The organism is Streptosporangium sp. CA-115845 (genome assembly GCF_050943795.1).
Classification (GTDB): Bacteria; Actinomycetota; Actinomycetes; order Streptosporangiales; family Streptosporangiaceae; genus Streptosporangium.
Map to the genome: position 1 here is coordinate 8,744,681 of NZ_CP191988.1, position 21,518 is coordinate 8,766,198.

A 21,518-nucleotide genomic window follows, 5' to 3' on the forward strand; every position below is an offset into this window, starting at 1 on the left:
CATCGATAACAGACAAGGAGGGACGGCATCCTCCGTCGCACCAGTGTGACGCCGCGTTGCCGACACTTCGATGGCACCTACCCCGGAACTGGTGATGGCCGCCCTCGCGACCGTCAACGACCCTGAGATCCGTCGGCCGATCACCGAGCTCGAAATGGTCAAGAGCGTCGACATCTCCCCCGAGGGGGCGGTACGTGTCGCGATCTTCCTCACGGTGTCCGGCTGTCCCATGAAGGACACCATCACCCGAGACGTCACCGCCGCGGTCTCCAGGATCGACGGGGTGACCGGCGTCTCCGTCGAGATGGACGTCATGAGCCCCGAGCAGCGCAAGGCGCTGCAGACCAAGCTGCGCGGCAACAAGGGTCCCGAGAAGGAGATCCCCTTCGCCCAGCCCGGCTCGCTGACCCGTGTCTTCGCCGTCGCCTCCGGCAAGGGCGGTGTCGGCAAGTCGTCGGTCACCGTCAACCTGGCCGCCGCGATGGCCGCGAGCGGTCTCAAGGTCGGCGTCGTCGACGCCGACATCTACGGCCACAGCATCCCTCGCATGCTCGGCACCTCCGAGCGTCCCACCAAGGTCGAGGACATGATCATGCCGCCGGTGGCGCATGACATCAAGGTCATCTCGGTCGGCATGTTCAAGCCGGAGGGCAACACCCCCGTCGTGTGGCGCGGCCCCATGCTCGACCGGGCCCTGCACCAGTTCCTCGCCGACGTCTACTGGGGCGACCTGGACGTGCTGCTGATGGACCTGCCCCCGGGCACCGGTGACATCGCGATCTCCGTGGCGCAGCGGATGCCCTCGGCGGAGCTCCTGGTGGTGACCACCCCGCAGCAGGCCGCCGCCGAGGTCGCCGAGCGGGCGGGATCGATCGCCGTCCAGACCCACCAGCAGATCGCCGGCGTCATCGAGAACATGTCATGGCTGCCCTGCCCGCACTGCGACGAGCGGGTCTCGGTCTTCGGCGAGGGCGGTGGCCAGACCGTGGCCGACGCGCTCACCCGCACCCTCGGCGCCCGCGTGCCGCTCCTCGGTCAGGTGCCGATCGACATGCGCCTGCGCGAGGGCGGCGACGAGGGCAAGCCGCTCGTGCTGACCGACCCGGACGCCCCGGCCGCGGCCGAGCTGATCCGCATCGCCGGTTCCCTCAGCAAGAAGTCGACCAGCCTCAAGGGCCTCCAGCTCGGCATCTCGCCCACCCGGCGCGGCTGACGGCACCCGCCCCGACACGACGACGGCGGCGCCCCCTCGTGGGGGGCGCCGCCGTCGGCCGTCCGGGAGGGACTCAGGTCGCCTCGGAGTCGTACGGAGGGATCTCGCCGTAGCCCAGCTCGCCGCCCACCGGGTAGGAGGGGGCGGGTTCGGCGGTGGCGGTGGCCTGGGTGGAGTTCCAGTCGTCCTCAAGGTCGGCGGTGAGGTGCTTGCGGACGAAGTTCTTCGGATTCAGGTCGGTCGGGTCGAAGTCGGCGAACTCCGGCCCCAGCCCGGTCCGCAGGTCGTCTCTCGCGTTGTTGGCCATCCGGCGCAGGTTGCGCAACGTCTTGCCCGCCTGGGCAGCGGCCTGGGGCAGTTTCTCCGGGCCGAAGACGAGGAGGGCGATGACCACCAGCGCCACGATCTCAGGCCAGCCGAGTCCGAACACGGTGATCTCCTACCGAAAGAACGCCATGGGCACCTCTCCGGCTACATACCGGAGAGGTTCCAGACTAATACCGCCAAGGGTAAGCGCGCGCCCCTGCCAGGCGGCTCAGGAAGGCTCGGGTGAGGGTTGGTCCGGCGCGGTGCCGACGGTCACGGTCGCGGTGTTCTCCTGACCGCCGCGTTGGTACTTGACCGAGAGCTTCTCACCGGGAGCCCTGTTGCGGACCAGCGCGATCAGCTCGTTGCCGTCCTGCAGCACGATGCCGTCGACCTCCAGGATGACGTCGCCCGGCTTGAGGCCCGCCTGGGCGGCGGGGCCGTTCGGCTCGATCGGCTGGGAACCCTTACTGGCCTCGGTCGCGATACGCACCCCGACACCCTGGTAGGTCGGGTCGATGGCGACACCGATCCGCGACTTCTTGGCCTTGCCCGTGGTGATCAGCTCCTGGGCGACGCGGCGGGCGTGGTTCACCGGGATGGCGAACCCCAGGCCGATGCTGCCGCTCTGGCCGCCGACCGACCTGCCGAGAGTGGCGATCGCCGAGTTGACGCCGATCACCTCGCCGTTGCCGTTGACCAGTGGCCCCCCGGAGTTGCCCGGGTTGATGGCCGCGTCGGTCTGGACCGCGCTGAGCCAGGTGGTCTCGGAGTTGTTCTCCTCACCCGCCTGAACGGGACGGTTGAGCGAGCTGACGATGCCGGAGGTGACGGTGCCGGTCAGGCCCAGCGGGGAGCCGATGGCGATGACCGGGTCGCCCACGACCACGTTGTCGGAGTTGCCGAGGGTGATCTCCGGGGCGCCGAAGGTCTCCGCCGGCTTGACCACTGCCAGGTCGGACTCGGGATCGCGGCCGACGACGACGGCGGAGGTGGACTTGCGGTTGTTGAACTGGATCTGGATCCGGCCGCTGGGATCGGCGCCGGCGACCACGTGGTTGTTGGTCACCACGTAGCCGCCCTTGATCAGGAAGCCGGAACCGGTGTTGGAACTCGTCCCGCCCTCGACCGCCAGCGAGACCACGCTGGGCAGCACCTTCGAGGCCACACCTGCCACCGAATCCGGGGGCCGGGCGTTGGAGCCGGTCGGCGCGTTCCCCAGGCTGTAGGAGGGGTCGCGCCCCGAGCCGGTCGGCTTGGTGAGGAGATAGGTGCCGACGCTGCCGAGCAGCGAGGCGAGCAACGCGATCACCACGGCGAGGACGACCAGCGTGGCCGTACGCGGCCCGCGCTGGATCGCCGTGGGCGCCGGGCCGCCGAAGCTCCCTGGCAGCCCCGGGCTGCCAGGAGGCGGCGCCCAGCCGGGACCCATGCCGAACGCCTGGGTGGGCGGCGGGGGCGGAGCCGGGTGGGCGGCGAAGACCGCCGTGTCGTACCTGGGCCTGCCGGAGGGGTCGCCCCAGCTCTCCGGCTCGTGGCGCTGTCCCTGGCCGCCGTCGTCGTGACGGAACAACTCTGGTTGCCCCTGCGGCCCACCCCACCGGCCGCCGCCTGGCGGGGCGCCCAACTGGCTCCAGCCGTCGTCGCCCGGCTGCTCGGCCTGGGACGGCGCGCCCTCTCCGGCGGGCAGGAACTCGGGGCGCGAGAACTCGGGGCCGGAGGAGTCGGCGTGGCGGGACTCCGGAGCGCCGTGACCACCGTCGGTGAAGTCCGACGGCGTACGCCCCGCAGCATCGTGCGCCCCGTGGCCGGTACGGGCCTCGTCGGTCATCGAATACTCACTACTCCTTGCCTCGCAGATGCCCACTCACCGGGTCAACCCGGCAATCTTCCCCCGAGCGGCATACGAGATGTGTAAAACACACGTCATCCGAAGGGATTGACCCACGAGAGCAGGCGACTCGCACCTCGGCCGAGCCTCGTCCAGAGATCCGGAACCTGCTCGTGCGGTAGGGCCGCGACAGCCGCGTCGACCATGTCGGCCGGCGCGTCCGCGAAGACTGTATAGACATGCCCCCCACTCGCCCAGATCATCTCCTGCCCAACCGGGCCTCGAATCCAGATCGTATGCCCGCTGCGCCGCTCCGCATGCCAACCCTGGAGATGATCCTCATCAAGCACTCCGGGTTGCACAAAAACCGACACGACTGACAACCCATCCGAATATCCCAAATACAAATATCCAGCGGGGGCGCTTCGCGCGGCGAACAACTCCAGGCGGCCCGGCAGGGCACGGGGGATACGGAAGCCCGCGGCCAGCAGGCGGGGCATCTCCAGGAGGTCGAGGCCCCCGGTGGCCAGCGGCGGCACCGTGGGCACCGCCCCCTTGGTCACCGGGTCGAGGGTCAGATCGACGAAGGCTCCGACGTTGACGACCCGGCCCCTCGCGTCCATGAGTTCGCGGCGCAGCACCGGCCCGGCGGCCTTGTCGATCCAGTAGCGGGCGGCGACCGTGCCGTCCGCGCGCAGGATGTTCACGAGGCGGGCGGGGCGCCCGCAGGCTTGCCCCTCCCCGGCGGCCACGACCCGGTAGTTCCGGGCCAGCACCGCAAGCATCGTTTCCGACGGGCTGGACATGCCCCCGGCGAGGGTGCCTGGATCGGCGCTCTGCACGGAGCCCAAGGGCTCGGTACGCACCGTCATCCCCTTCCCGGGGACGTTGTCCACCTCCAGCACCGCGGAGGTGGAGCCGGAGGCGCCCCAGACCGTGACGTACTGGGTGCCTGAGTATCCGCGGGCCCGGCCCGCGACCGCCGCCTCACGGAGCAGGTGCAGGCCGGTGTCCTCGTTCTCCGCCTCGTCCGGCGGTATGGCGTGCGAGGTCCTGACCGCGTGTGCCGTACCGCCCGTCACCAGCCCCAGCAACATGACAGCCACCAGGATGATCGTGGCGGGCAGCCGGATCACGGAGTGGGCGAGAAGGTGGGCGTCGCCGATCCGCCGTAGGGTGCCGTGTTCCTGTGCTGGTTGGCGAACATGTCGACCGGCGGCACGACACGCGGGTTGGGGTCGGCCCCGCCTACCACGAACAGTGTGCCGATCGCCACGGCCGCCGAGGCGACACCCACCGCGACGTAACCCGCTCTCCGGGTACGGCGAGGTCCTTGGGTCCGGCCTCTGGGGCGGTTGTCGGGGGGAGCGACGCTGTACATGCTCGGAATGGGTGCCCCGCCGAAGGTGCGCGAGGCCGGAAAGGGGCGCTCACGCGGGGGCAACGGGCCGCCGGGCTCCGCCATCCGCAGCAGGGACATCGTCAGATCGGCCGGCATCGCGGGCCCGTCGAGGGACCGCAACCGGCTCTTCAGCGCTCGCACGGCGTCGACCTCGGCCCGGCAGTCGGCGCAGAGGGCCAGATGCGACAGAGCCCGGTCACGCTCGTGGTGGTTCAGCTCACCGTCTACCAGTGCGGAAACGCGCTCTCCTAGATGACTCATGCGCACTCCTTGCCAAGTGGCTCGTCGTGACATTCGTCATGACTGTGATTTCTCATGCGAATTCCTCCCCGTGAGTAACGCTCGGGGGGAATGGATCGTTCCGCGGCGCGCGATGCTCAAGCGCCTCACGCAACTGCGCCCGCCCACGGTGGATCCGGCTCCGAACCGTGCCGAGCTTCACACCCAGCGTCGCCGCGATCTCCTCGTAGGACAGCCCCTCGATGTCACACAGAACGACGGCCGCGCGGAACTCGGGCGCGAGGGCGTCGAGTGCCGCCTGGATGTCGGGCTCCAGATGGGTGTCGTCGTACACCTGTGCGGGAGAAGGCTCGCGCCCGCGCAGCCGCTCGGCGGCGTCGTCGGCGAGCCCCTCGAACCTGATGCGCTGCTTGCGCCGCGCCATGTCGAGGAACAGGTTGGTGGTGATGCGGTGCAGCCAGCCCTCGAAAGTGCCTGGCGTGTAGTTCGACAACGACCTGAAGACCCGGACGAAGACCTCCTGTGTGAGATCTTCCGCATCGTGCACGTTGCCGGTCAGCCGATAGGCCAGCCGGTACACTCGCGCCGAGTGCGCCCGGACCACCTCCTCCCAGGTAGGAGGCGTCCAATCAGACACGGGAGCCTCTGCCTGGTGGTCAGGCTCGTCCACCAGCACTCCTCTCTCCGGGACCACCGCTATCGCCATAGTGCCTGGTTTCGTCCCTTCGTGCGCACTGACTACCTTCAGGACCGGCAAAGGCCGCTTAAACCGTGCAACGCACCGGGGACGACATGAGTTCCCGATCGGGCCTGCCTCCCTTAGGCTGCGACCCAGCGCCTATATGACTGTGTACGGAGAAAGCGGGAGGAGAGGCCGATGGCAGAGACGCCGACAAGTCCGTTGGAGGCCACTCTGGCCTATGCCGATGAGTTCCACAGGGAGGACGACATCCTGCTGGCCGCGCGCATGCGCGGCGCCGAGGTGGGAGCGCCCCCGATCCTGCCCGGCGGCGGCGCCGCTCTCTGCTTCCTCGCCACCGCCATCAACGCCCGTGCCGTCGTGGAGATCGGCACCGGCTGCGGGGTGTCAGGCCTGTGGCTGCTCCGCGGCATGCGCCAGGACGGCACGCTCACCAGCGTGGACGTGGAGCCGGAGCACCAGCGACTGGCCAGGCAGAGCTTCGCCCAGGCCGGATTCTCCGGGGGCCGGACCCGCCTGATCACCGGCCGCGCCCTCGACGTGCTCCCCCGGCTGTCCGACGGCGGCTACGACCTGGTCTTCTGTGACGGCGCCAGGCACGAGTACGCCGACTACCTGGCCGAGTCCGTCCGGCTGCTCCGGGTCGGCGGCATCGTCGTCTTCGACAACGCCCTCTTGGGCAACCGGGTGGCCGACCCCGTGCAGCGGGACCCCGACACGGTCTCCATCAGGGAGCTCGGCAAGCTCGTCCGCTCCGACGAGCGGCTCCGCCCGCTGATGATGCCTCTCGGAGACGGCATCCTGGCGGCCGTCAAACTCGCCGACTGACGGCTGCCGGGGCGGCGACACCGACGGTGTCGCCGCCCCGGCAGCCGCGGAATCACCGCTCCTGGAGCCCCGCCAGCCATTCGAGCAGCAGGCGCACGCCGTATCCGGTGGCTCCCTTGCTGAACAGGCCCTCGTCCGCGCCGCTACGGCCGACGCCGGCGATGTCCAGGTGTGCCCAGGGCCGCCCGCCGGTGAACTCGCGCAGGAACAGCGCCGCGGTGACGGAGCCCGCGCCGTAGGTCGATCCGGCCTCGATGTTGGTCAGGTCGGCCACCGACGAGTCGAGCGCGGGAAGGTAGTCCTCGATCAGCGGCATCCGCCAGAGCCGCTCCCCACTGGCCTCCCCCGCCTCGACCAGCGCGCCTGCCAGCGCGTCCTCGGAGGCGAAGACCGCGCCGAGACTCTTGCTCAGGGCCACGCTGATCGCCCCGGTCAGCGTGGCGATGTCCACCATGACGTCCGGGTCCAGCTCCGCGTCGGCGTAGGCCAGCGCGTCGGCCAGCACCAGGCGGCCCTCGGCGTCGGTGTTGAGCACCTCCACGGTCCGGCCGCCGTACTGCGTGATCACGTCCGAGGGGCGCTGGGCCGTACCGGAGAAGGCGTTCTCGGCGGCGGCGATCAGGCCGGTGACCCGGATCGGCACGCCGAGCGAGGCCAGCGCGCCCAGGACCGCGATGACCACCGCTCCGCCGGCCATGTCGGTCTTCATGAACACCATGCCGGCGGTCGGCTTGAGCGACAGGCCGCCGGTGTCGTACGTGATGCCCTTACCGACCAGGACCACGTGGCGCGTCGCGCCCTCGGGCCGGTAGGAGAGCTGGATCAGCCGGGGCGGGTTCACCGCCCCCTTCCCGACTGCGAGGAGGCCGCCGAACCCACCGGAGCGCAGCTCCCGCTCGTCCCACACCCGCACGGCGACGCCCTGCTCGGCGGCGCGCTCGGCGAGCCAGGCCGGTGACTTCACCGAGGCCGGGGTGTTGGCCAGGTCCCTGGCGAGCGTGACGGCCCCGGCGATCACCTCCGCGCCGGCGACCTCCGCCTCGACCCCGTCTCCGACGAACTCAAGCGTCGTCACGGGGGACTTCGGCTCGCCGACCCTGAAGGTGTACGTGGCCAGCAGCGCGCCCTCCACGAAGGCGGCCACCGGCCCGCCGGGCAGCACGATCCTGATGGCGTCCTTGCCCTTACCACGCCGCGCCACCGCCGCGCCGGCCTTGCGCAGGGCCGTCGCCGAGCCGTCGCCGACGCCGTAGAGGAGCACCCGGCCCACGGCGTCGCCGTTCGCGACGGGAACCTCGACGATCTCACCCGCCTCGCCCTTGGCCTGGTAGTGGGCGAGCAACGCCGCCACCGGCACCGGCAGCTCGATCTCGGGTGCGAGATCCTCGGCGAAGGGAACGGCAAGCAACTCGGCGTCGCCGAAGGACTCGGTCTCGGCGTCCTCCCCGGCGAACAGCCCCTGGGCATAGGGCACGCGGGGCAGGAGCAGGTAAGGGGAGATGGGCATGGGTGACTCCAGTCGTCAGGCCCGGCAGGAGAGAAAACGCCGGGGAGAACACCGCGGCCCTGGCGCGAGCCGCCGCAAGGCGGTCCGACGGCCAGGGCCGTGTTCATCGTCGGTCGCGCGGGCCATCGCAGGTGTCATGCTCCCCGAGCAAGCTCAAATAGGGCCCGGCTCCGCCACTTTGTCTTAGATCGGTATCAACCGACGATTTTCTTCAGTTCCTCACCAAGGGCGCTTGCCTCGTCCGCGGAGAGCTCAACGACGAGACGGCCGCCACCCTCCAGAGGAACCCGCATGACGATCCCCCTGCCTTCCTTGACGACCTCCAGCGGACCATCACCGGTCCTCGGCTTCATAGCCGCCATGCGTGTATCCCTTCCTGCTTCGGGCTCCGGATCTCCGACTGACCCGAGGGTGGCCGACGCATTCACGTCTTCTGTGATGTCCTATTATCCCGCCTCCGCACGGAGAATGGGAACGATCAGTCTCAGCGTCGGCTCATCCGGCGATCAAGACCGTTGTCCGAGACCCCCCGGACGGCCAAACTTGTCCTCGTGAACGCCCGCGCCGCGCTCTTCGATCTGTACGGGGATCACCTCAGATCCCGAGGCGGCCGCGCGTCCGTGGCCGCCCTCGTCCACCTGCTCGCCTCGCTGGACATCGCCGCTCCGGCCGTGCGCACCGCCATCTCGCGGATGGTACGGCAAGGCTGGCTGGCTCCCGCCCGGCTGCCCGGGGGCCCCGGCTACGAGGTCACCCCCAAGTGCGTGCACCGCCTCGACGAAGCCGCGCTGAGAATTTACCGAGTTGGGACGATCACCTGGAACGGCCGGTGGCACATCCTGGTGCTGGAGCCCGTACGTGAGCGGTCCAGAAGGGAGCGCCTCCGGGCCGAGCTGTCCTTCATCGGGTACGCGCCCCTGTCCGAGACCACCTGGATCGGGCCCCGCCCCTCCCCCGAGCTGGAGACGATCCTCAGTGGCGAGGGCGTCGGCGCCGAGCGGTTCGACGCGGTGCTCGACGGCGACCCCGCGGCACTGGCCGCCAGGACATGGGACCTGGACGGCATCGGTGCCGCCTACCAGAGATGGCTGGCCCAGGCGATGGACCTGGTCGGCGAGCTGCCCGGCAACGCGAGCGACGCCCGGGTGTTCGCCGTCCGCAGCAGGCTGCTGCACGGCTGGCGCAACTTCCTGTTCCGCGGCCCCGGGCTCCCAACCGACCTCCTGCCGCGAGGCTGGCCGGGGGAGCAGGCCAGAATCTACTTCGAACACGAGGCCGGACGGCTGCTCCCAGCCGCTGCCGCCTTCGTCGACCGCCACCTCGGCGCGCCGTAGCACGCGAAGCCGGGAAGCCTGAAGGAGCCCTTGTTGAACGACGTTCTCTACTCCGTCAACGACGCCGTCGCCACCATCGTCATCAACCGGCCGGAGGCGATGAACTCGCTGACCTCCCGGGCGAAGACCGCCCTGCTTGAGGCGGTGACCGCGGCGTCGCAGGAGCGCGCCGTGCGGGCGGTGCTGCTGACCGGGACGGGGCGGGCGTTCTGTGCCGGCCAGGACCTGGGCGAGCACGCCGCGAACCTGGAGGCCGGCCGTGGCCTGGACGACACGGTACGTACCCAGTACAACCCGATCGTCCGCACGATCACCGAGATGGACAAGCCGGTCGTCGCGGTGGTGAACGGCGTCGCCGTGGGCGCGGGCGCCGCGCTGGCCTTCGCCTGCGACCTGCGAATCGCCTCGGAGAAGGCCAGGTTCGCGATGGCCTTCTCCGGCATCGCCCTGGCCCCGGACTCGGGCGCCTCCTGGACCCTGCAGCGCCTGGTCGGCGCGGGCCGCGCGGCGGAGCTGCTACTGCTCGGCGAGCCCATCGGCTCGGCCCGCGCGCTCGAACTCGGGATCGTCTCCCAGGTCGTCCCCGCCGACGAGCTGGACACCGCGGCCCGCGCACTGGCCGTACGGCTGGCACAGGGGCCCACGAGCGCCTACGCGGCCACCAAGCGCGCCCTGCGGTTCGCCTCGACCGGTTCGCTGGCCGAGGCCCTGGAGCTGGAAGCCGACCTCCAGGACGCCTGTGCCAAGACCGACGACCACCTGAACGCGACCCGCGCCTTCCTCGCCAAGGAGCGCCCGGTCTTCCAGGGCCGCTGACGTCCCGTGGCCGGTCTCGGAAGATCCCGCGAAACCACCGCGTACGTGCCGGCGGGGACTTCCGGCGGCAAGCCCCCCTCGCCCGCGAGGGGGGAGGCCGTCAGGCCCGGCGTGTCCAGCAGTCGGCCAGGTGGTCGTTGACGAGGCCGATGGCCTGCATCAGCGCGTAGGCGGTGGTCGGGCCGACGAAACGGAAGCCGTGTGACCTGAGCTCCCTGGCCAGCGCCTTGGAACCGGGGGTCTGGGCGGGCAGGTCCGCCGGGGTCTTCGGAACCGGCGAGCCGGGGTCCGCGTGACTCCAGACGAGGTCGGACAGGCCGATGCCGAGCGCGGCCCTCGCGTTGGCGATCGTCGCCTCGATCTTGGCTCGGTTCCTGACGATGCCCGCGTCGCCGAGCAGGCGTTCGACGTCCTGCTCGGCGAAGGCGGCCACGGCCGGAATGGAGAACCCCTCGAAGGCGGCACGGAAGTTCTCCCGCTTGCGCAGGATGGTGATCCAGGACAGGCCGGACTGGAACGCCTCCAGCGTGATCCGCTCGAACACCCGGTCGTCGCCGGTGACCGGGCGGCCCCACTCCTCGTCGTGGTAGGCGATGTAGTCGGAGGCCGCGCTCACCCACCCACAGCGCACGAGCTCCCCGGGTGCCACGGGCACAACGGGTCGCGAGGTCTCGGTCAACGGGACTCCTCCTTGTCGTCCTTCCCCGGCTGCTCACCGAGGTGGACGCCGACGGCACCGGAGGACGGCTCCGGCGAGGCCCCGGAAGGGGACGGGGAGTCCGGCGTCTGGGACGGCTCGGACGGCGAGGAGACCCGCGACGCGCCGGGCGGCTTCTCCGCCACGGAATTCTCATCCGCCTCGGGGAGCCCATCGGCCCCCTCCGGCCCGTGCTCGACCCGTGGAACGGCCGGTGACCCGCCGGAATCCCCCTCGTCCAGCACGGGGTCCGGCACGGGCTCCGGCACGGGGTCCGGCACGGGGTCCGGCACGGGCTCCGCCGCGTCGGGGAGCCGGTGCGGCACCTCGCGCTCGGTGAGCGAAACGGCGGACGACCCGCCGGAACGCTCCTTGCCCGTCGCGGGCCTGCCGTGGCCGGAGAGCTCGTACGGCGCCTCAAGCTCGCGCAGGGTGGCGGACAGGCCGCCCTTGAGATCGTGGCGGGCCTGGAGCCTGCCGGCGAGCAGCTCGGCCACCCGCTGTTCCAGCACGGCGATCCTGGTGTCGCGCTCGCTCAGGGCTCCGGCGACCCGGCTCAGCGCCTCGTCCACGCTCTGGGTGTGATAGCCGACGAGGCTCACCGGGAGCTGGAGCGCCATGAAGTCGACGGCACCGAGCTGGCCGCCCTTGGGCAGGTCCAGCGGAGGCACGTCGGGAGCGAACTCGCTCAGCTCACCCCCCCGGCCCATGGCGACCACCGTGACACTGGCGATGACGGCTACGGCAGCGAGGGCTAATACGACCAGCACAGATGAATCGTGCCACAACTCCGCTGACCTAGGATCAGGTCGTGACTCCTCCGTTCCCTGAACCGCCCGCCTCCGCCGAGGTGGGCGACGGCCGGGCTCCGGCCTCTCCGAGCGGGCGGACCGGGGCGGTCCCACCGGTCCCGCCGGCGGCCCCCCTCGTGCTCGGCCCCGGCGATCCGGGCGAATCCGGCTGGGTCGAGGCCCACTCGATCGGGGAGATCGAGGAGCTCGTCCGCGCCGGGCACACCGTGGTCGTCACCCCCGCCAGGCTGGCCGCCGCCACCGCCGGAGACGAGCGGGACGCCGAGGCCGCGGAGCTCACCGCGGCCTCGATCTGCGCCTGGGCGGGTGCCCGCGTGTTCCGTACGGATCGCCGGGAACAGGTGCGGCTCGCGGTCGAGATGACCGACTCCCTCGCCGGGCGGCGTCCACCCGCGCTAACCCGCCGTGGCCTCGCCTAGTTCCTCGGCGCTCGGTTCCAGGTGCCTGGTCGACTTCTCCAGCAGCCGGAACGCCTCGTCGACCGTGGCGGTCCAGGAGATGGCGTCGAAGACGTTCGGCCGGGTGAAGCCCGCCTCCTGCATGCCCTCGACCAGGTCCCGCAGCGGCCGGTAGATGCCCCACGGGTCGAGGACCACCAGGGGCTTGTCGTGCAGGCCCAGCGTGCGGGACGTCCAGATCTCGAACAGCTCCTCCAGTGTTCCGATGCCGCCCGGCAGCACCAGGAAGGCGTCGGAGCGGGCGTCCATGACCCCCTTGCGCTCGCGCATGTCGCCGGTGATCACCAGCTCGTCGGCCCCCTCGTCCGCGAGCTCGATGTCCACCAGCGACTGGGGGATCACGCCCACGGTGCGGGCGCCGCCCGCGCGGGCCGCTCGGGCGATCGCGCCCATGCAGGAGACCCTGGCCCCTCCACTCACCAGGTCGTGCCCGCGCCTGGCGAGCTCCGTACCGACCTCCTCGGCCAGCTCCTGATATTTCTTGTCGATTCTCTGACTAGACGCGAGGAACACACATATGAACACGCCCTGACCTTATTCGGCGTCGCCGGCCACGGTCATGGGTTTCTCCGCTCGCCCCCGGCCCGCCCGCCCGCCCCTGGTGCGGTCGGCCTCCACGATGATCCGGACCGCCTCATCCACGTCGTCGGTGACGTGGATGAGATCCGCGTCCCGGGCGGAGATCTTTCCGGTCCGCACGAGGGTGTTCCTGATCCAGCCGATCAGGTCGCCCCAGAACTCGGTGCCCATCAGCACCACGGGGAAGGAGGTGACCTTCCCGGTCTGGACCAGGGTGAGTGCCTCGAACAGCTCGTCCAGGGTGCCGAACCCGCCGGGCAGCGTGATGAAGCCGCAGGAGTACTTCACGAACATGGTCTTGCGTACGAAGAAGTAGCGGAACTCGATGCCGAGGTCGACGTACTCGTTCATGCTCTGCTCGAAGGGCAGCTCGATGCCCAGGCCGACCGAGACGCCACCGGACTCCGCCGCCCCCTTGTTGGCGGCCTCCATGCAGCCGGGGCCGCCACCGGTGATCACGGCGTAGCCCGCCCTGGAGAGCCTCTTGCCCAGCTCGACGCCCATCTCGTACTCGGGGGTGCCCGCGGGGGTACGCGCGGATCCGAACACGGTCACCGCCTGGGGCAGTTCGGCGAGCTGGCCGAAGCCCTCCACGAACTCGGCCTGGATCCGCATCACCCGCCAGGGATCCATGTGCAGCCAGTCGGCCGGCCCTCTCCGGTCAAGAAGCCGCTGGTCGTAGGTGGAGTCGGAGACGAGGTCACCGCGGACCACCGCGGCTCCCTGGCGGCGTTCGGGACGTGTTTTCTTCATGCGGGACACCGTAGTACCGTCCCAGAAAAATCTTGAAAAATCCCCATGAAAACATGGAACCGAATTTTGACGAGAGCGCGTCTAACTGCACGAGGGTGCTGCTCGGGACTGAAAGTGGCTTTCCCCGCCAAATGGCCGGCGAGGAAAGCCACTTTCATTTGCGCCCGGCACCGCTCCGGCCCCTCGCGGGGTAACCGCCCACGTCAGGGCGGAGCGGATCCGCCGTGAGCGGCACACCTGGCCGGCTGAGTCCGGCCTTTCACGACAGCCAGCCGAGCATTCCGCGCTCACAGTCGGCGATCTTCTTCAGTGATACGAACTCCCCCTGCTGGTGCGCCATATTCGGGTCTCCGGGGCCGTAGTTGACGGCGGGCACACCGAGACCGGCGAAGAGCGAGACGTCGGTCCAGCCGAGCTTGGCCCTCGGCGTGCCACCCACCGCGTCGACGAAGGCCGCCGCCACCGGATGGGTCAGACCGGGCCGCGCGGCGGCCGCGCCGTCGGTGAAGCGGACCTCGTACCCCTCGAACACCTCGCTCACGTGGGCCCGCGCCTCCTCCAGCGACAGGTCGGGGGCGAAGCGGTAGTTCACCGTCACCACGCACTCGTCCGGGATCACGTTGCCCGCGACGCCACCGCCGATGCCCACCGCGTTCAGGCCCTCGTGGTACTCCAGCCCGTCGACGACGGGCAGCCTCGCCTGGTAGGCGTTCAGGATCGCGAGCACCGGCTGGGCGGCGTGGATCGCGTTGACCCCGAACCAGGACCTGGCACTGTGCGCCCGCTTGCCCCGGGTGACGATCTGGGCCCTGAGCGTGCCCTGGCAGCCGCCCTCGATCGTACCGTCGGTGGGTTCCATGAGCACCGCGAAGTCCCCCGCGAGCCAGTCGGGGTGCCTGCGGCTGAGCCTGAGCAGGCCGTTGCGCTCGGCCTCGATCTCCTCGCAGTCGTAGAAGACGTAGGTCACGTCCCTGCTGGGCTCCGTGAGGGTCGCCGCCAGCTTCAGGGCGACCGCGACGCCGGACTTCATGTCCGAGGTGCCGCAGCCGTGGAGCAGGTCGCCCTCGACCCGGCTGGGCAGGTTGCCGGCGACGGGGACGGTGTCCAGGTGTCCGGCGATCACCACCCGCTCACCGCGGCCCAGATGGGTACGGGCCACGATCGACTCGCCGTCGCGCTCGACCGTCAGGTGCGGGAGGAGCCGGAGGGCCTCCTCCACGGCGTCGGCCAGTGCCTTCTCGTCGCCGCTGACCGACTCGACGTCCACGATCCGGGCGGTGAGCTCCCCGACATCCTGTGTGAGATCCAGACGCGTACTCATGCCCGCGACCCTAGTGCCCGCGCGGGATCCGGACGAGCCCGCCCCCGCCGCCCCCGTCCGTGTCCGTGCGGCATCCGGTCGCGTTCGGCGTGGGGGCCGGGCGACCCCTGCCGGGCAGGCCGCCTATCCGTGTCCGTGCAGCATCCGGTCGAGTTCGGCCCCGCCGGGCCTGCGGCCCTCCTCCAGGCGCTCAAGCACCAGCACGCAGCGCAGCCCGAAGGTACCGCCGGGAAACTCACGCCGCCGGGTCCCCCCTGCCACCACACACCAGTCCGGGACGCGGCCGCGGCCGAGCTCCTCTCCCGTCCGCACGTCGACGACAGGGGTCGAGCCCGACAGGATCGTCCCGGCGCCGACCACCGCGCCCCGGCCCACCCGGGCCCCCTCCGCGATCACCGCACGGCGGCCGATCAGCGCGCCGTCCTCGACGACCGCGGGTGCGGCCCTCGACGGTTCCCCCGCGGCGCCGGAGCCCTCCTCGCCGTCCTGGCCGCCCGCCGCTCCGACGCCGACCCCACCGGCCAGGTGGACGTTCTTGCCGATCTGGGCGCACGAACCGATCGAGACCCAGGTGTCCACGGTGCTGCCCTCGTCCAGGTGGGCGCCGATGTCGACGAACGAGGGCATCAGCACCACGCCTCGGGCCAGGTAGGCGCCCCAGCGGGCGATCGCCCCCGGCACGACGCGTACCCCGTCGACGGAGGTCTTCAGCGGAAGACGGTCATGGTGATGGAAATCACCCACCTGGGACCTGGCCATGCCGAGCACCCGGAAGGCGAGCATGACGGCCCGCCGGGCGCGCTCGTCCACGACCACCTCGCCGGTGGGGGAAACCTCCGCCACCCGGGCCTTTCCACCGTCGAGCATGTCCACCGCGCTCACCACGACGGCGCGGGCCTCGGCGTCGGCGGGGCTCAGCTCGGCCCGGCGCCGCCACAGCTCGTCGACGGCCGCGGGCAGCGGGCTGGCATCGCTCTGGGTCATGGCCCGGAGCCTAGTGTTCACAGCGTTATCACAGGCCGAGCAATCGCTGGGGACCTGTAGGTTCTTGACCGTGCGAGGGCGCTTCTCAAAAGGGGTTATCGCGATCATCGCGATCGTGGTCGTGCTCGTGGTGGCCATCACCGCGGGTCTGTTCGCCCTGCTCAAGCGGGCGAAACCGTTCGTCGACCTCGGCGAGGGGTGCAGGATCACGACTCCGGAGGGCTCGCTGGAGCTGGACATCGCGCAGGCCCAGGTGGCGGCGGCCATCGCGGCCGTGGCGGCCCGCAGGAAGCTGCCCGAGCGGGCCGCCGTGATCGCCTACGCCACCGCCATCCAGGAGTCGAAGCTGGAGAACCTGAGGGGCGGCGACCGCGACTCGGTCGGCGTGTTCCAGCAGCGGCCCTCCCAGGGTTGGGGAAAACCCAGCCAGCTCATCGATCCCGTCTACGCCTCGGAGAAGTTCTTCGCCGCGCTGGTGAAGGTGAAGGGATACCGGAAGCTGCCGCTGCACGAGGCGGCCCAGGCGGTGCAGCGCTCGGCCGACGGGTCGGCGTACGCCCAGCACGAGGAGGACGGGAAGATCCTCGCCGCGGCGTTCACCGGACGCGTCCCCAAGGCCGTGCACTGCTGGTTCCCCGTTCCCTCGGGCAAGAGCCCGCGCCCCGACACGGGTGCGGCGAAGCGCGAGCTCACCAGGGCACTCGGGGCCGCGTTCGAGGCCCCGTCGCGCAGGCGCGGCTGGCTGGTGGCCGGCTGGTCGGTCGCCCACGCCAAGGAGTTCGGGCTGACCAGGATCCGTTACGACGGCCAGTCGTGGGTCTCCGCGAACGGCCACGACGGCTGGCAGGCCGACCCCAAGGTGCCCGCGGGGAAGGTCGAGATCTCCCAGTGATGGGGGATCAGCCCTTCTTCTCGATCCTGATCGTGCCGGGGGCCAGGGGCTGGGCGTGTGAGGCTCTCCAGCGCTGGCCCTGCAGGCGTTCGAAGCTGAGCAGGCGGCCGTCGTCCGCCCGGTAGTCGGCGAAGTCGAGCAGACCCCGCTCGGGCATCGAGGTGACGCCCTCGCCGCGGAAGGCCGCGGTGCCACGGTCGATGGGGAGGAAGTCGACCCCCTCGACGCTCAGGGTGGTCTTGGCGGGGATCATGCCCTCGGTGGGCACCTGCGTCCACAGCAGCACCTCCAGGTGCGGCGGTTCGCCGGTCGCCAGGCCGTCGTGCATCTGGATCGAGAGCCACTGGTAGCGGCGGGTGCCGTCGTCGAGAAGGTACTCGGTCCACTGGGTGCCCTGCCACGACAGGTACAGGGCGCCGAGAACACGGCTGGGCGCACCCCGGCATTCGATCGTGTCGCCGACCTTGATCGTACGGGGGTCGGGATAGTCGATGCCGACATGGCCCATGGCCGGTTGGGGCGGCTGCGCGGCCCCAACCGAGGAGGGGGGGGTCTCGCCGGGAGGCTCAGGATCGTCGGCCCCCCTGTCCTGACGCGTCGTCGCGAAGAACGCGCCGAGCAGCAGGACAAGGGTGAGCACACTCAAACCGAGCATCACGGCGACCTCGGGGGTCATGCCGCGCGATCCTACTGGAGGCGGCGCATCGCCGCACTGATGCGTTCGTCACCGGCCGTCACGGCGACCCTGACGTGCCCCTCACCCGCGGTCCCGTAGAAGTCGCCGGGGGCGACCAGGATCCCCCTGTCGGCCAGCGCGCGGGCCTGCTCCCAGCAACCCGTCCCGTTGGACGCCCACAGGTACAGACCCGCCGTGGAGTGCTCGATCTTCCAACCGGCCGCCTCCAGGGCGGGACGGAGCGCCGCGCGGCGGGCGGCGTAGCGGGCCCGCTGCTCCTCGGCGTGCTCGTCGTCGTCCAGCGCGACGGCCATCGCCGCCTGGACCGGCGTGGGCATCATCATGCCGGCGTGCTTGCGTATCTCCAGCAGCCGCTTGATCAGCTCAGGGTCGCCGGCGACGAACCCGGCGCGGTAGCCGGCCAGGTTGGAGCGCTTGGACAGCGAGTGCACCGCCAGCAGGCCCTCGTGCGAGCCGCCGCAGACGTCCGGGTGCAGGATCGAGACCGGCTGCTCCTCCCAGCCCAGCTCGATGTAGCACTCGTCGGAGGCCACCACCGCGCCGTGCTCGCGGGCCCACGCGACGACCTTGCGCAGGTGCTCGGCGGGCAGGACCTTACCCGTCGGGTTGGACGGGGAGTTGACCCAGACCAGCGGCACCCGCTCCGGCCCGAGCGCGAGCAGCCCGTCGGCGGCGTACGGCTCGGCGCCCGCGAGGCGGGCTCCCACATCGTAGGTGGGGTAGGCCAGCTCGGGGAAGATCACTCGTTGTCCCGGCCCGACACCGAGCAGTGTCGGCAGCCAGGCCACCAACTCCTTGGAACCGATCAGCGGCAGCACGTTCGCCTGGTCGAGGATCACTCCGTGCCTGCGCCGCAGCCATCCGGCCGCGGCCGAGCGGAGGCGCTCGGAACCGTGGGCCTGCGGGTATCCGGGGCTGTCCGAGGCGTCCGCGAGCGCCTGGCGCACGATGGCGGGCACCGGATCGACGGGGGTGCCCACCGAAAGGTCGACGATCCCGTCGGGGTGCGACGCCGCCAGTTCCTTCAGCGGCGTGAGCCGGTCCCACGGAAAGTCCGGCAGGCCGATCATCGGAGCCTCGCGGGCACGTTCGGGTTCTCTGACCGGTCGGGAATGGCGCTCACTTGATTCAGCCGTCGTCTTTCGCTCTGTCGGATCTGCCGGTGGCACGCACCGGAGGAGCGATTTCTCACCCCTCCGGCATCGGACCCCGGACACCGTCCTTTGGATCTTTCACCCACCGCAGCCGGTCAGGCGGCACCCCGCCGCGTTGTCGCCGGTCGCCGCGGCACGCCGCGGCGACCTCCTTCGCTCCGCGAGGCGGCAGCCGACCGATCCTCGCCGCGGCAAGATCCGCCCGACAGGACCTAGTGGCTCTCGGCCTGCGGGGGCAGCGCCTCGACGACCGGGTGGTCCTTCTCGATCTTGCCGACCTTGGAGGCGCCGCCGGGCGACCCCAGGTCCTCGAAGAAGTCCACGTTCGCCTTGTAGAATTCCTTCCACTGCTCGGGAAGGTCGTCCTCGTAGAAGATGGCCTCCACCGGACAGACGGGTTCGCACGCGCCACAGTCGACGCATTCGTCGGGGTGGATGTAGAGCATCCGTCCCCCCTCGTAGATGCAATCGACAGGGCACTCCTCGATGCACGCCTTGTCCAGGACGTCCACGCAAGGCTGCGCGATGACGTAGGTCACCTCGGGCTCCTTCTTCTTTACGCACCTAGGCACGACTTCGACCGCGGGTTGCTTAGCCCTAGTATTGCCGGGCCTGCCACGTCTCTGAAACGGGAGGGGGCAAAAGTCGATGGCCCTTGGTTTCGGTGCTCGCCTGAATATCACCATACCCCCCTCTGACGTGGGCAAAAGAGTCACCACGCGGAGGCGGGTTCCCGAAGGGTTCCGGGACGCGGTGGGCGAGCTGGAGTTCTGGCGGGACGGCGTGCTCGGCGTACGCAAACGGGACGGCACGCTGGTCGAGATCGGCGAGGAGACGCTCGCCGCGGCGAAGGTGGTCCAGGAGCCGCGCCCCCCGCGCGCGTGAGACGCCCGCCGGCACGTTCGGGTAAGCCGCTCGCCAAGACACGTATAAGCCGTCCGGTAGGAAGGGCCGCGCCTGCTCGACCGGACGAATGACAGCGGAGAGTATCTTCTCCGTGACCGTACGTACCAGCGCCGCAGCCGCCGTGATCCTCACGGCCACGATCGCCGGATGTGGCGCCCCGGCTCCTCAGAACATTCAACTCCCGCCGGTCAACACCCGGGCCGCCTCCATGAAGGAGGGCTTCTCGACGATGGAACGCCTCGTCGAGGCGGCCAAGAAGGAGGGGACCCTCACGGTGATCGCGCTACCGCGCGACTGGGTGAACTACGGCGAGATCATCGACACCTTCGCCGAGGAGTACGGAATCAAGGTCGACCAGCTGGAACCCGACGCGAACAGCGCCAGGGAGATCGCGGCCATCCCCGCGCTCAAACCCGACGTGTTCGACCTGAGCATGGACGTCGCCGTGTCCAAGTCCGACCTCTTCGCCCCGTACCGGGTCCAGGGCTGGCAGGACATCCCCGACCATCTCAAGGATCACCGGGGCACCTGGTACGCCGGGTACGGCGGCTACATGTCCATCGGCTACGACCCGAGCAAGGTCGCGGCCCCCGCCTCCTTCTCCGACCTGCTGAAGCCCGGTCACAGCGTCGCGCTGCCCGGCGACCCCCGGGAGGTCTCGGCGGCCTTCAACGGGGTGATGGCCGTCTCCCTCAGGGGCGGCGAGGCGAGGGCGGAGCGGGGCGTTGAGTTCTTCCACCGCCTCAAGGGCGCGGGCAACCTCGCGGCGACCCCCAAGGCGGCCTCGGTCGTCGTCGACTGGGACTACCACAACGCCGAGCGGGCGGCCGCCGGCAAGGACTGGAAGGTCGCGATTCCCGGCGACGCCGTGCTCGGCTCGTACTACGTCCAGGCCATCAACAAGCAGGCCCCACACCCTGCCGCCGCCCGGCTCTGGCAGGAGTTCCTGTTCTCCGACAGAGGCCAGAACCTCTTCCTGAAGGGCTATGCCCGCCCGATCAGGATGGAGGCCCTCCAGATGCGCGGCACCCTGGACGACGGACTCGCGGCCAAGCTCCCCGCCACCAGCGGGAGGCCCGTGATCCTCACCGTCTCGGAGATCGACAGGGCCAGGGCCTACCTCCAGCGCGAGTGGGCCAGAAAGGTGAGATGAGGGTGGGGCTGATGAGACTGATATGTCGTGACTTCCCAGAGGCTCTAAAGTGTCTGGAGAGTACCGATAAGAGGCCCTGGCGTCTCAGAATGTGAGCTGATCGTCTTGCGATACGACGCGCCTAGCTTGACGAGGTGGAACGCTCGCGCCTACGACAGCAGCTTTGGGTACGTTTCAGCACATGGCGCCCCCCTGGTCGAACTCCTCGACCCGCAGCCGGGCGAGCGCATCGTGGATCTCGGCTGCGGCACGGGGACGCTGACCGCCGAGATCACCTCCCGGGGCGCGCACGTCCTGGGGATCGACGGATCGCAGGCGATGATCGAAAAAGCCCTGGCGCAGTACCCGGGGCTGGACTTCATAGTCGGCGACGGCCGCGACTTCACGGTGGCCCAGCCCTACGACGCGGTCTTCTCCAACGCGGCCCTGCACTGGATGGGCCAGGAGCCGGACGCGGTGATCACCAGTGTCCGCGAGGCCCTCGCACCCGGCGGACGGTTCGTGGCCGAGATGGGCGGCGCGGGCAACTGCGCCGCGCTGACGGCGGCGCTGTCCACCGCCTGGCGGGAGTACGGGCTCCGTGAGCCCGGCCTGCCCTGGTACTTCCCCACCCCCGCCGAGTACGCCACGAGGCTGGAGAAGGGCGGCTTCACGGTCCGCCTGCTGGAATACTTCGATCGGCCGACCCCGCTCGACGAGTGCCCCAACGGGGCGGCCGACTGGGTGCGGATGTTCGCCGGTTCGCTGCTCCAGGAAGTGCCGATGGAGATGGTCGACTCGCTGCTCCACCGGGTGAACGAGCTGGCCGCCCCCGCCCTGCGGCGGGAGACCGGCTGGATGGCCGACTACGTGCGACTGCGGTTCGCGGCTGTACGCCGCTGAACCGACCCAATGCGCCGTGGCGATTTGCCAGACTATGGTCTGTTCCATGAGTC

General features: G+C 70.3%; 25 protein-coding genes. 9 read left to right on the plus strand and 16 right to left on the minus strand.

The window, feature by feature from the left end; all coding sequences use genetic code 11:
* The first annotated feature begins 70 nt into the window (after nucleotides 1-70).
* Nucleotides 71-1,213, plus strand: a complete 1,143-nt coding sequence (locus ACQP0P_RS41525; RefSeq protein ID WP_433366805.1) for an Mrp/NBP35 family ATP-binding protein — start codon at nucleotides 71-73, stop codon at nucleotides 1,211-1,213.
* Nucleotides 1,214-1,286: 73 nt separating this feature from the next.
* On the opposite strand, the gene ACQP0P_RS41530 is transcribed toward ACQP0P_RS41525, so the two are convergent.
* The 5 genes from ACQP0P_RS41530 to sigE form a co-directional block, all read right to left on the minus strand.
* Entirely contained in the window at nucleotides 1,287-1,643 is a 357-nt protein-coding gene (locus tag ACQP0P_RS41530; RefSeq protein ID WP_433366808.1) for a sec-independent translocase, read from the minus strand.
* A 105-nt stretch (nucleotides 1,644-1,748) separates the two neighbouring features.
* Nucleotides 1,749-3,350, minus strand: a complete 1,602-nt coding sequence (locus tag ACQP0P_RS41535; protein ID WP_433366811.1) for a S1C family serine protease — start codon at nucleotides 3,348-3,350, stop codon at nucleotides 1,749-1,751.
* 95 nt (nucleotides 3,351-3,445) lie between these two features.
* Nucleotides 3,446-4,486 (minus strand): sigma-E factor regulatory protein RseB domain-containing protein, encoded by a 1,041-nt coding sequence (locus tag ACQP0P_RS41540; protein ID WP_433366814.1) that lies wholly within the window; start codon nucleotides 4,484-4,486, stop codon nucleotides 3,446-3,448.
* Nucleotides 4,483-5,013, minus strand: a complete 531-nt coding sequence (locus ACQP0P_RS41545) for an anti-sigma factor family protein (protein WP_433366817.1) — start codon at nucleotides 5,011-5,013, stop codon at nucleotides 4,483-4,485. Before ACQP0P_RS41545 ends, ACQP0P_RS41540 begins: the two co-directional genes overlap by 4 nt.
* A 52-nt stretch (nucleotides 5,014-5,065) precedes the next feature.
* The gene (gene sigE, locus ACQP0P_RS41550; protein WP_350921795.1) at nucleotides 5,066-5,698 is read right to left on the minus strand and encodes an RNA polymerase sigma factor SigE; all 633 of its coding nucleotides are present in this window, start codon (nucleotides 5,696-5,698) and stop codon (nucleotides 5,066-5,068) included.
* Between the two features lie 171 nt (nucleotides 5,699-5,869).
* On the opposite strand from sigE, the gene ACQP0P_RS41555 reads away from it, so the two are divergent.
* Nucleotides 5,870-6,520, plus strand: a complete 651-nt coding sequence (locus ACQP0P_RS41555; RefSeq protein ID WP_433366821.1) for an O-methyltransferase — start codon at nucleotides 5,870-5,872, stop codon at nucleotides 6,518-6,520.
* A gap of 52 nt (nucleotides 6,521-6,572) precedes the next feature.
* Here ACQP0P_RS41555 and ACQP0P_RS41560 read toward each other — a convergent pair whose 3' ends face one another.
* Nucleotides 6,573-8,027 carry a leucyl aminopeptidase family protein gene (locus ACQP0P_RS41560; RefSeq protein WP_433366824.1) on the minus strand — a complete coding sequence of 485 codons (1,455 nt, stop codon included), beginning with the start codon at nucleotides 8,025-8,027 and terminating at the stop codon, nucleotides 6,573-6,575.
* 194 nt (nucleotides 8,028-8,221) lie between these two features.
* On the minus strand, nucleotides 8,222-8,389 hold the full coding sequence (locus tag ACQP0P_RS41565) for a DUF3117 domain-containing protein (protein ID WP_084195322.1): 168 nt from the start codon (nucleotides 8,387-8,389) through the stop codon (nucleotides 8,222-8,224).
* A 189-nt stretch (nucleotides 8,390-8,578) separates the two neighbouring features.
* Between ACQP0P_RS41565 and ACQP0P_RS41570 the strand changes: the two genes are divergently transcribed.
* Together ACQP0P_RS41570 and ACQP0P_RS41575 are read left to right on the plus strand one after the other, a co-directional pair.
* Nucleotides 8,579-9,361 carry a PaaX family transcriptional regulator gene (locus ACQP0P_RS41570; RefSeq protein ID WP_433366828.1) on the plus strand — a complete coding sequence of 261 codons (783 nt, stop codon included), beginning with the start codon at nucleotides 8,579-8,581 and terminating at the stop codon, nucleotides 9,359-9,361.
* A 33-nt stretch (nucleotides 9,362-9,394) separates the two neighbouring features.
* On the plus strand, nucleotides 9,395-10,177 hold the full coding sequence (locus ACQP0P_RS41575; RefSeq protein WP_433366831.1) for an enoyl-CoA hydratase-related protein: 783 nt from the start codon (nucleotides 9,395-9,397) through the stop codon (nucleotides 10,175-10,177).
* A 100-nt stretch (nucleotides 10,178-10,277) separates the two neighbouring features.
* On the opposite strand, the gene ACQP0P_RS41580 is transcribed toward ACQP0P_RS41575, so the two are convergent.
* Together ACQP0P_RS41580 and ACQP0P_RS41585 are read right to left on the minus strand one after the other, a co-directional pair.
* The gene (locus ACQP0P_RS41580; RefSeq protein WP_433366833.1) at nucleotides 10,278-10,856 is read right to left on the minus strand and encodes a DNA-3-methyladenine glycosylase I; all 579 of its coding nucleotides are present in this window, start codon (nucleotides 10,854-10,856) and stop codon (nucleotides 10,278-10,280) included.
* Entirely contained in the window at nucleotides 10,853-11,644 is a 792-nt protein-coding gene (locus ACQP0P_RS41585; RefSeq protein WP_433366836.1) for a hypothetical protein, read from the minus strand. The genes ACQP0P_RS41580 and ACQP0P_RS41585 overlap by 4 nt, the downstream gene beginning before the upstream one ends.
* A 41-nt stretch (nucleotides 11,645-11,685) precedes the next feature.
* On the opposite strand from ACQP0P_RS41585, the gene ACQP0P_RS41590 reads away from it, so the two are divergent.
* The gene (locus ACQP0P_RS41590; protein WP_433366839.1) at nucleotides 11,686-12,105 is read left to right on the plus strand and encodes a hypothetical protein; all 420 of its coding nucleotides are present in this window, start codon (nucleotides 11,686-11,688) and stop codon (nucleotides 12,103-12,105) included.
* Here ACQP0P_RS41590 and ACQP0P_RS41595 read toward each other — a convergent pair.
* The 4 genes from ACQP0P_RS41595 to ACQP0P_RS41610 form a co-directional block, all read right to left on the minus strand.
* The gene (locus ACQP0P_RS41595; protein ID WP_433366842.1) at nucleotides 12,082-12,669 is read right to left on the minus strand and encodes a TIGR00730 family Rossman fold protein; all 588 of its coding nucleotides are present in this window, start codon (nucleotides 12,667-12,669) and stop codon (nucleotides 12,082-12,084) included. The genes ACQP0P_RS41590 and ACQP0P_RS41595 overlap by 24 nt on opposite strands.
* A gap of 9 nt (nucleotides 12,670-12,678) precedes the next feature.
* Nucleotides 12,679-13,476, minus strand: a complete 798-nt coding sequence (locus ACQP0P_RS41600) for a TIGR00730 family Rossman fold protein (protein ID WP_433366845.1) — start codon at nucleotides 13,474-13,476, stop codon at nucleotides 12,679-12,681.
* Nucleotides 13,477-13,735: 259 nt separating this feature from the next.
* Entirely contained in the window at nucleotides 13,736-14,797 is a 1,062-nt protein-coding gene (dapE, locus tag ACQP0P_RS41605; protein ID WP_433366847.1) for a succinyl-diaminopimelate desuccinylase, read from the minus strand.
* Nucleotides 14,798-14,920: 123 nt separating this feature from the next.
* A complete protein-coding gene (locus tag ACQP0P_RS41610) occupies nucleotides 14,921-15,781 on the minus strand; it encodes a 2,3,4,5-tetrahydropyridine-2,6-dicarboxylate N-succinyltransferase (protein ID WP_355550812.1) in 861 nt (286 codons plus the stop codon).
* Between the two features lie 115 nt (nucleotides 15,782-15,896).
* Between ACQP0P_RS41610 and ACQP0P_RS41615 the strand changes: the two genes are divergently transcribed.
* Entirely contained in the window at nucleotides 15,897-16,673 is a 777-nt protein-coding gene (locus ACQP0P_RS41615; RefSeq protein ID WP_433366851.1) for a hypothetical protein, read from the plus strand.
* Nucleotides 16,674-16,680: 7 nt separating this feature from the next.
* On the opposite strand, the gene ACQP0P_RS41620 is transcribed toward ACQP0P_RS41615, so the two are convergent.
* The 3 genes from ACQP0P_RS41620 to fdxA form a co-directional block, all read right to left on the minus strand.
* Nucleotides 16,681-17,349: a DUF4178 domain-containing protein gene (locus ACQP0P_RS41620; RefSeq protein ID WP_433366854.1), complete on the minus strand. Its 669-nt coding sequence runs from the start codon at nucleotides 17,347-17,349 to the stop codon at nucleotides 16,681-16,683.
* A gap of 11 nt (nucleotides 17,350-17,360) precedes the next feature.
* Nucleotides 17,361-18,440, minus strand: coding sequence for a succinyldiaminopimelate transaminase (dapC, locus tag ACQP0P_RS41625; RefSeq protein WP_433366857.1), 1,080 nt, complete (start codon nucleotides 18,438-18,440; stop codon nucleotides 17,361-17,363).
* A gap of 296 nt (nucleotides 18,441-18,736) precedes the next feature.
* Nucleotides 18,737-19,063 carry a ferredoxin gene (fdxA, locus tag ACQP0P_RS41630; protein ID WP_030910647.1) on the minus strand — a complete coding sequence of 109 codons (327 nt, stop codon included), beginning with the start codon at nucleotides 19,061-19,063 and terminating at the stop codon, nucleotides 18,737-18,739.
* A gap of 160 nt (nucleotides 19,064-19,223) precedes the next feature.
* On the opposite strand from fdxA, the gene ACQP0P_RS41635 reads away from it, so the two are divergent.
* From ACQP0P_RS41635 to ACQP0P_RS41645, 3 genes are all read left to right on the plus strand, one after another.
* Complete coding sequence (locus ACQP0P_RS41635) at nucleotides 19,224-19,409, plus strand: putative acetyltransferase (protein ID WP_342666812.1); 186 nt, start codon at nucleotides 19,224-19,226, stop codon at nucleotides 19,407-19,409.
* Between the two features lie 112 nt (nucleotides 19,410-19,521).
* Nucleotides 19,522-20,583, plus strand: a complete 1,062-nt coding sequence (locus tag ACQP0P_RS41640; RefSeq protein WP_433366862.1) for an ABC transporter substrate-binding protein — start codon at nucleotides 19,522-19,524, stop codon at nucleotides 20,581-20,583.
* Nucleotides 20,584-20,709: 126 nt separating this feature from the next.
* On the plus strand, nucleotides 20,710-21,465 hold the full coding sequence (locus ACQP0P_RS41645) for a class I SAM-dependent methyltransferase (RefSeq protein ID WP_350921759.1): 756 nt from the start codon (nucleotides 20,710-20,712) through the stop codon (nucleotides 21,463-21,465).
* Nucleotides 21,466-21,518: the final 53 nt, after the last annotated feature.

What these genes read in the sequence shown, in the direction of transcription:
- ACQP0P_RS41525 (WP_433366805.1), top strand. Translation starts at nt 71, where the DNA reads ATGGCACCTACCCCGGAACTGGTGATGGCCGCCCTCGCGACCGTCAAC.
- ACQP0P_RS41535 (WP_433366811.1), bottom strand. Translation starts at nt 3,350, where the DNA reads ATGACCGACGAGGCCCGTACCGGCCACGGGGCGCACGATGCTGCGGGG.
- ACQP0P_RS41545 (WP_433366817.1), bottom strand. Translation starts at nt 5,013, where the DNA reads ATGAGTCATCTAGGAGAGCGCGTTTCCGCACTGGTAGACGGTGAGCTG.
- sigE (WP_350921795.1), bottom strand. Translation starts at nt 5,698, where the DNA reads ATGGCGATAGCGGTGGTCCCGGAGAGAGGAGTGCTGGTGGACGAGCCT.
- ACQP0P_RS41555 (WP_433366821.1), top strand. Translation starts at nt 5,870, where the DNA reads ATGGCAGAGACGCCGACAAGTCCGTTGGAGGCCACTCTGGCCTATGCC.
- ACQP0P_RS41560 (WP_433366824.1), bottom strand. Translation starts at nt 8,027, where the DNA reads ATGCCCATCTCCCCTTACCTGCTCCTGCCCCGCGTGCCCTATGCCCAG.
- ACQP0P_RS41565 (WP_084195322.1), bottom strand. Translation starts at nt 8,389, where the DNA reads ATGGCGGCTATGAAGCCGAGGACCGGTGATGGTCCGCTGGAGGTCGTC.
- ACQP0P_RS41600 (WP_433366845.1), bottom strand. Translation starts at nt 13,476, where the DNA reads ATGAAGAAAACACGTCCCGAACGCCGCCAGGGAGCCGCGGTGGTCCGC.
- dapE (WP_433366847.1), bottom strand. Translation starts at nt 14,797, where the DNA reads ATGAGTACGCGTCTGGATCTCACACAGGATGTCGGGGAGCTCACCGCC.
- ACQP0P_RS41610 (WP_355550812.1), bottom strand. Translation starts at nt 15,781, where the DNA reads ATGACCCAGAGCGATGCCAGCCCGCTGCCCGCGGCCGTCGACGAGCTG.
- ACQP0P_RS41620 (WP_433366854.1), bottom strand. Translation starts at nt 17,349, where the DNA reads ATGACCCCCGAGGTCGCCGTGATGCTCGGTTTGAGTGTGCTCACCCTT.
- dapC (WP_433366857.1), bottom strand. Translation starts at nt 18,440, where the DNA reads ATGATCGGCCTGCCGGACTTTCCGTGGGACCGGCTCACGCCGCTGAAG.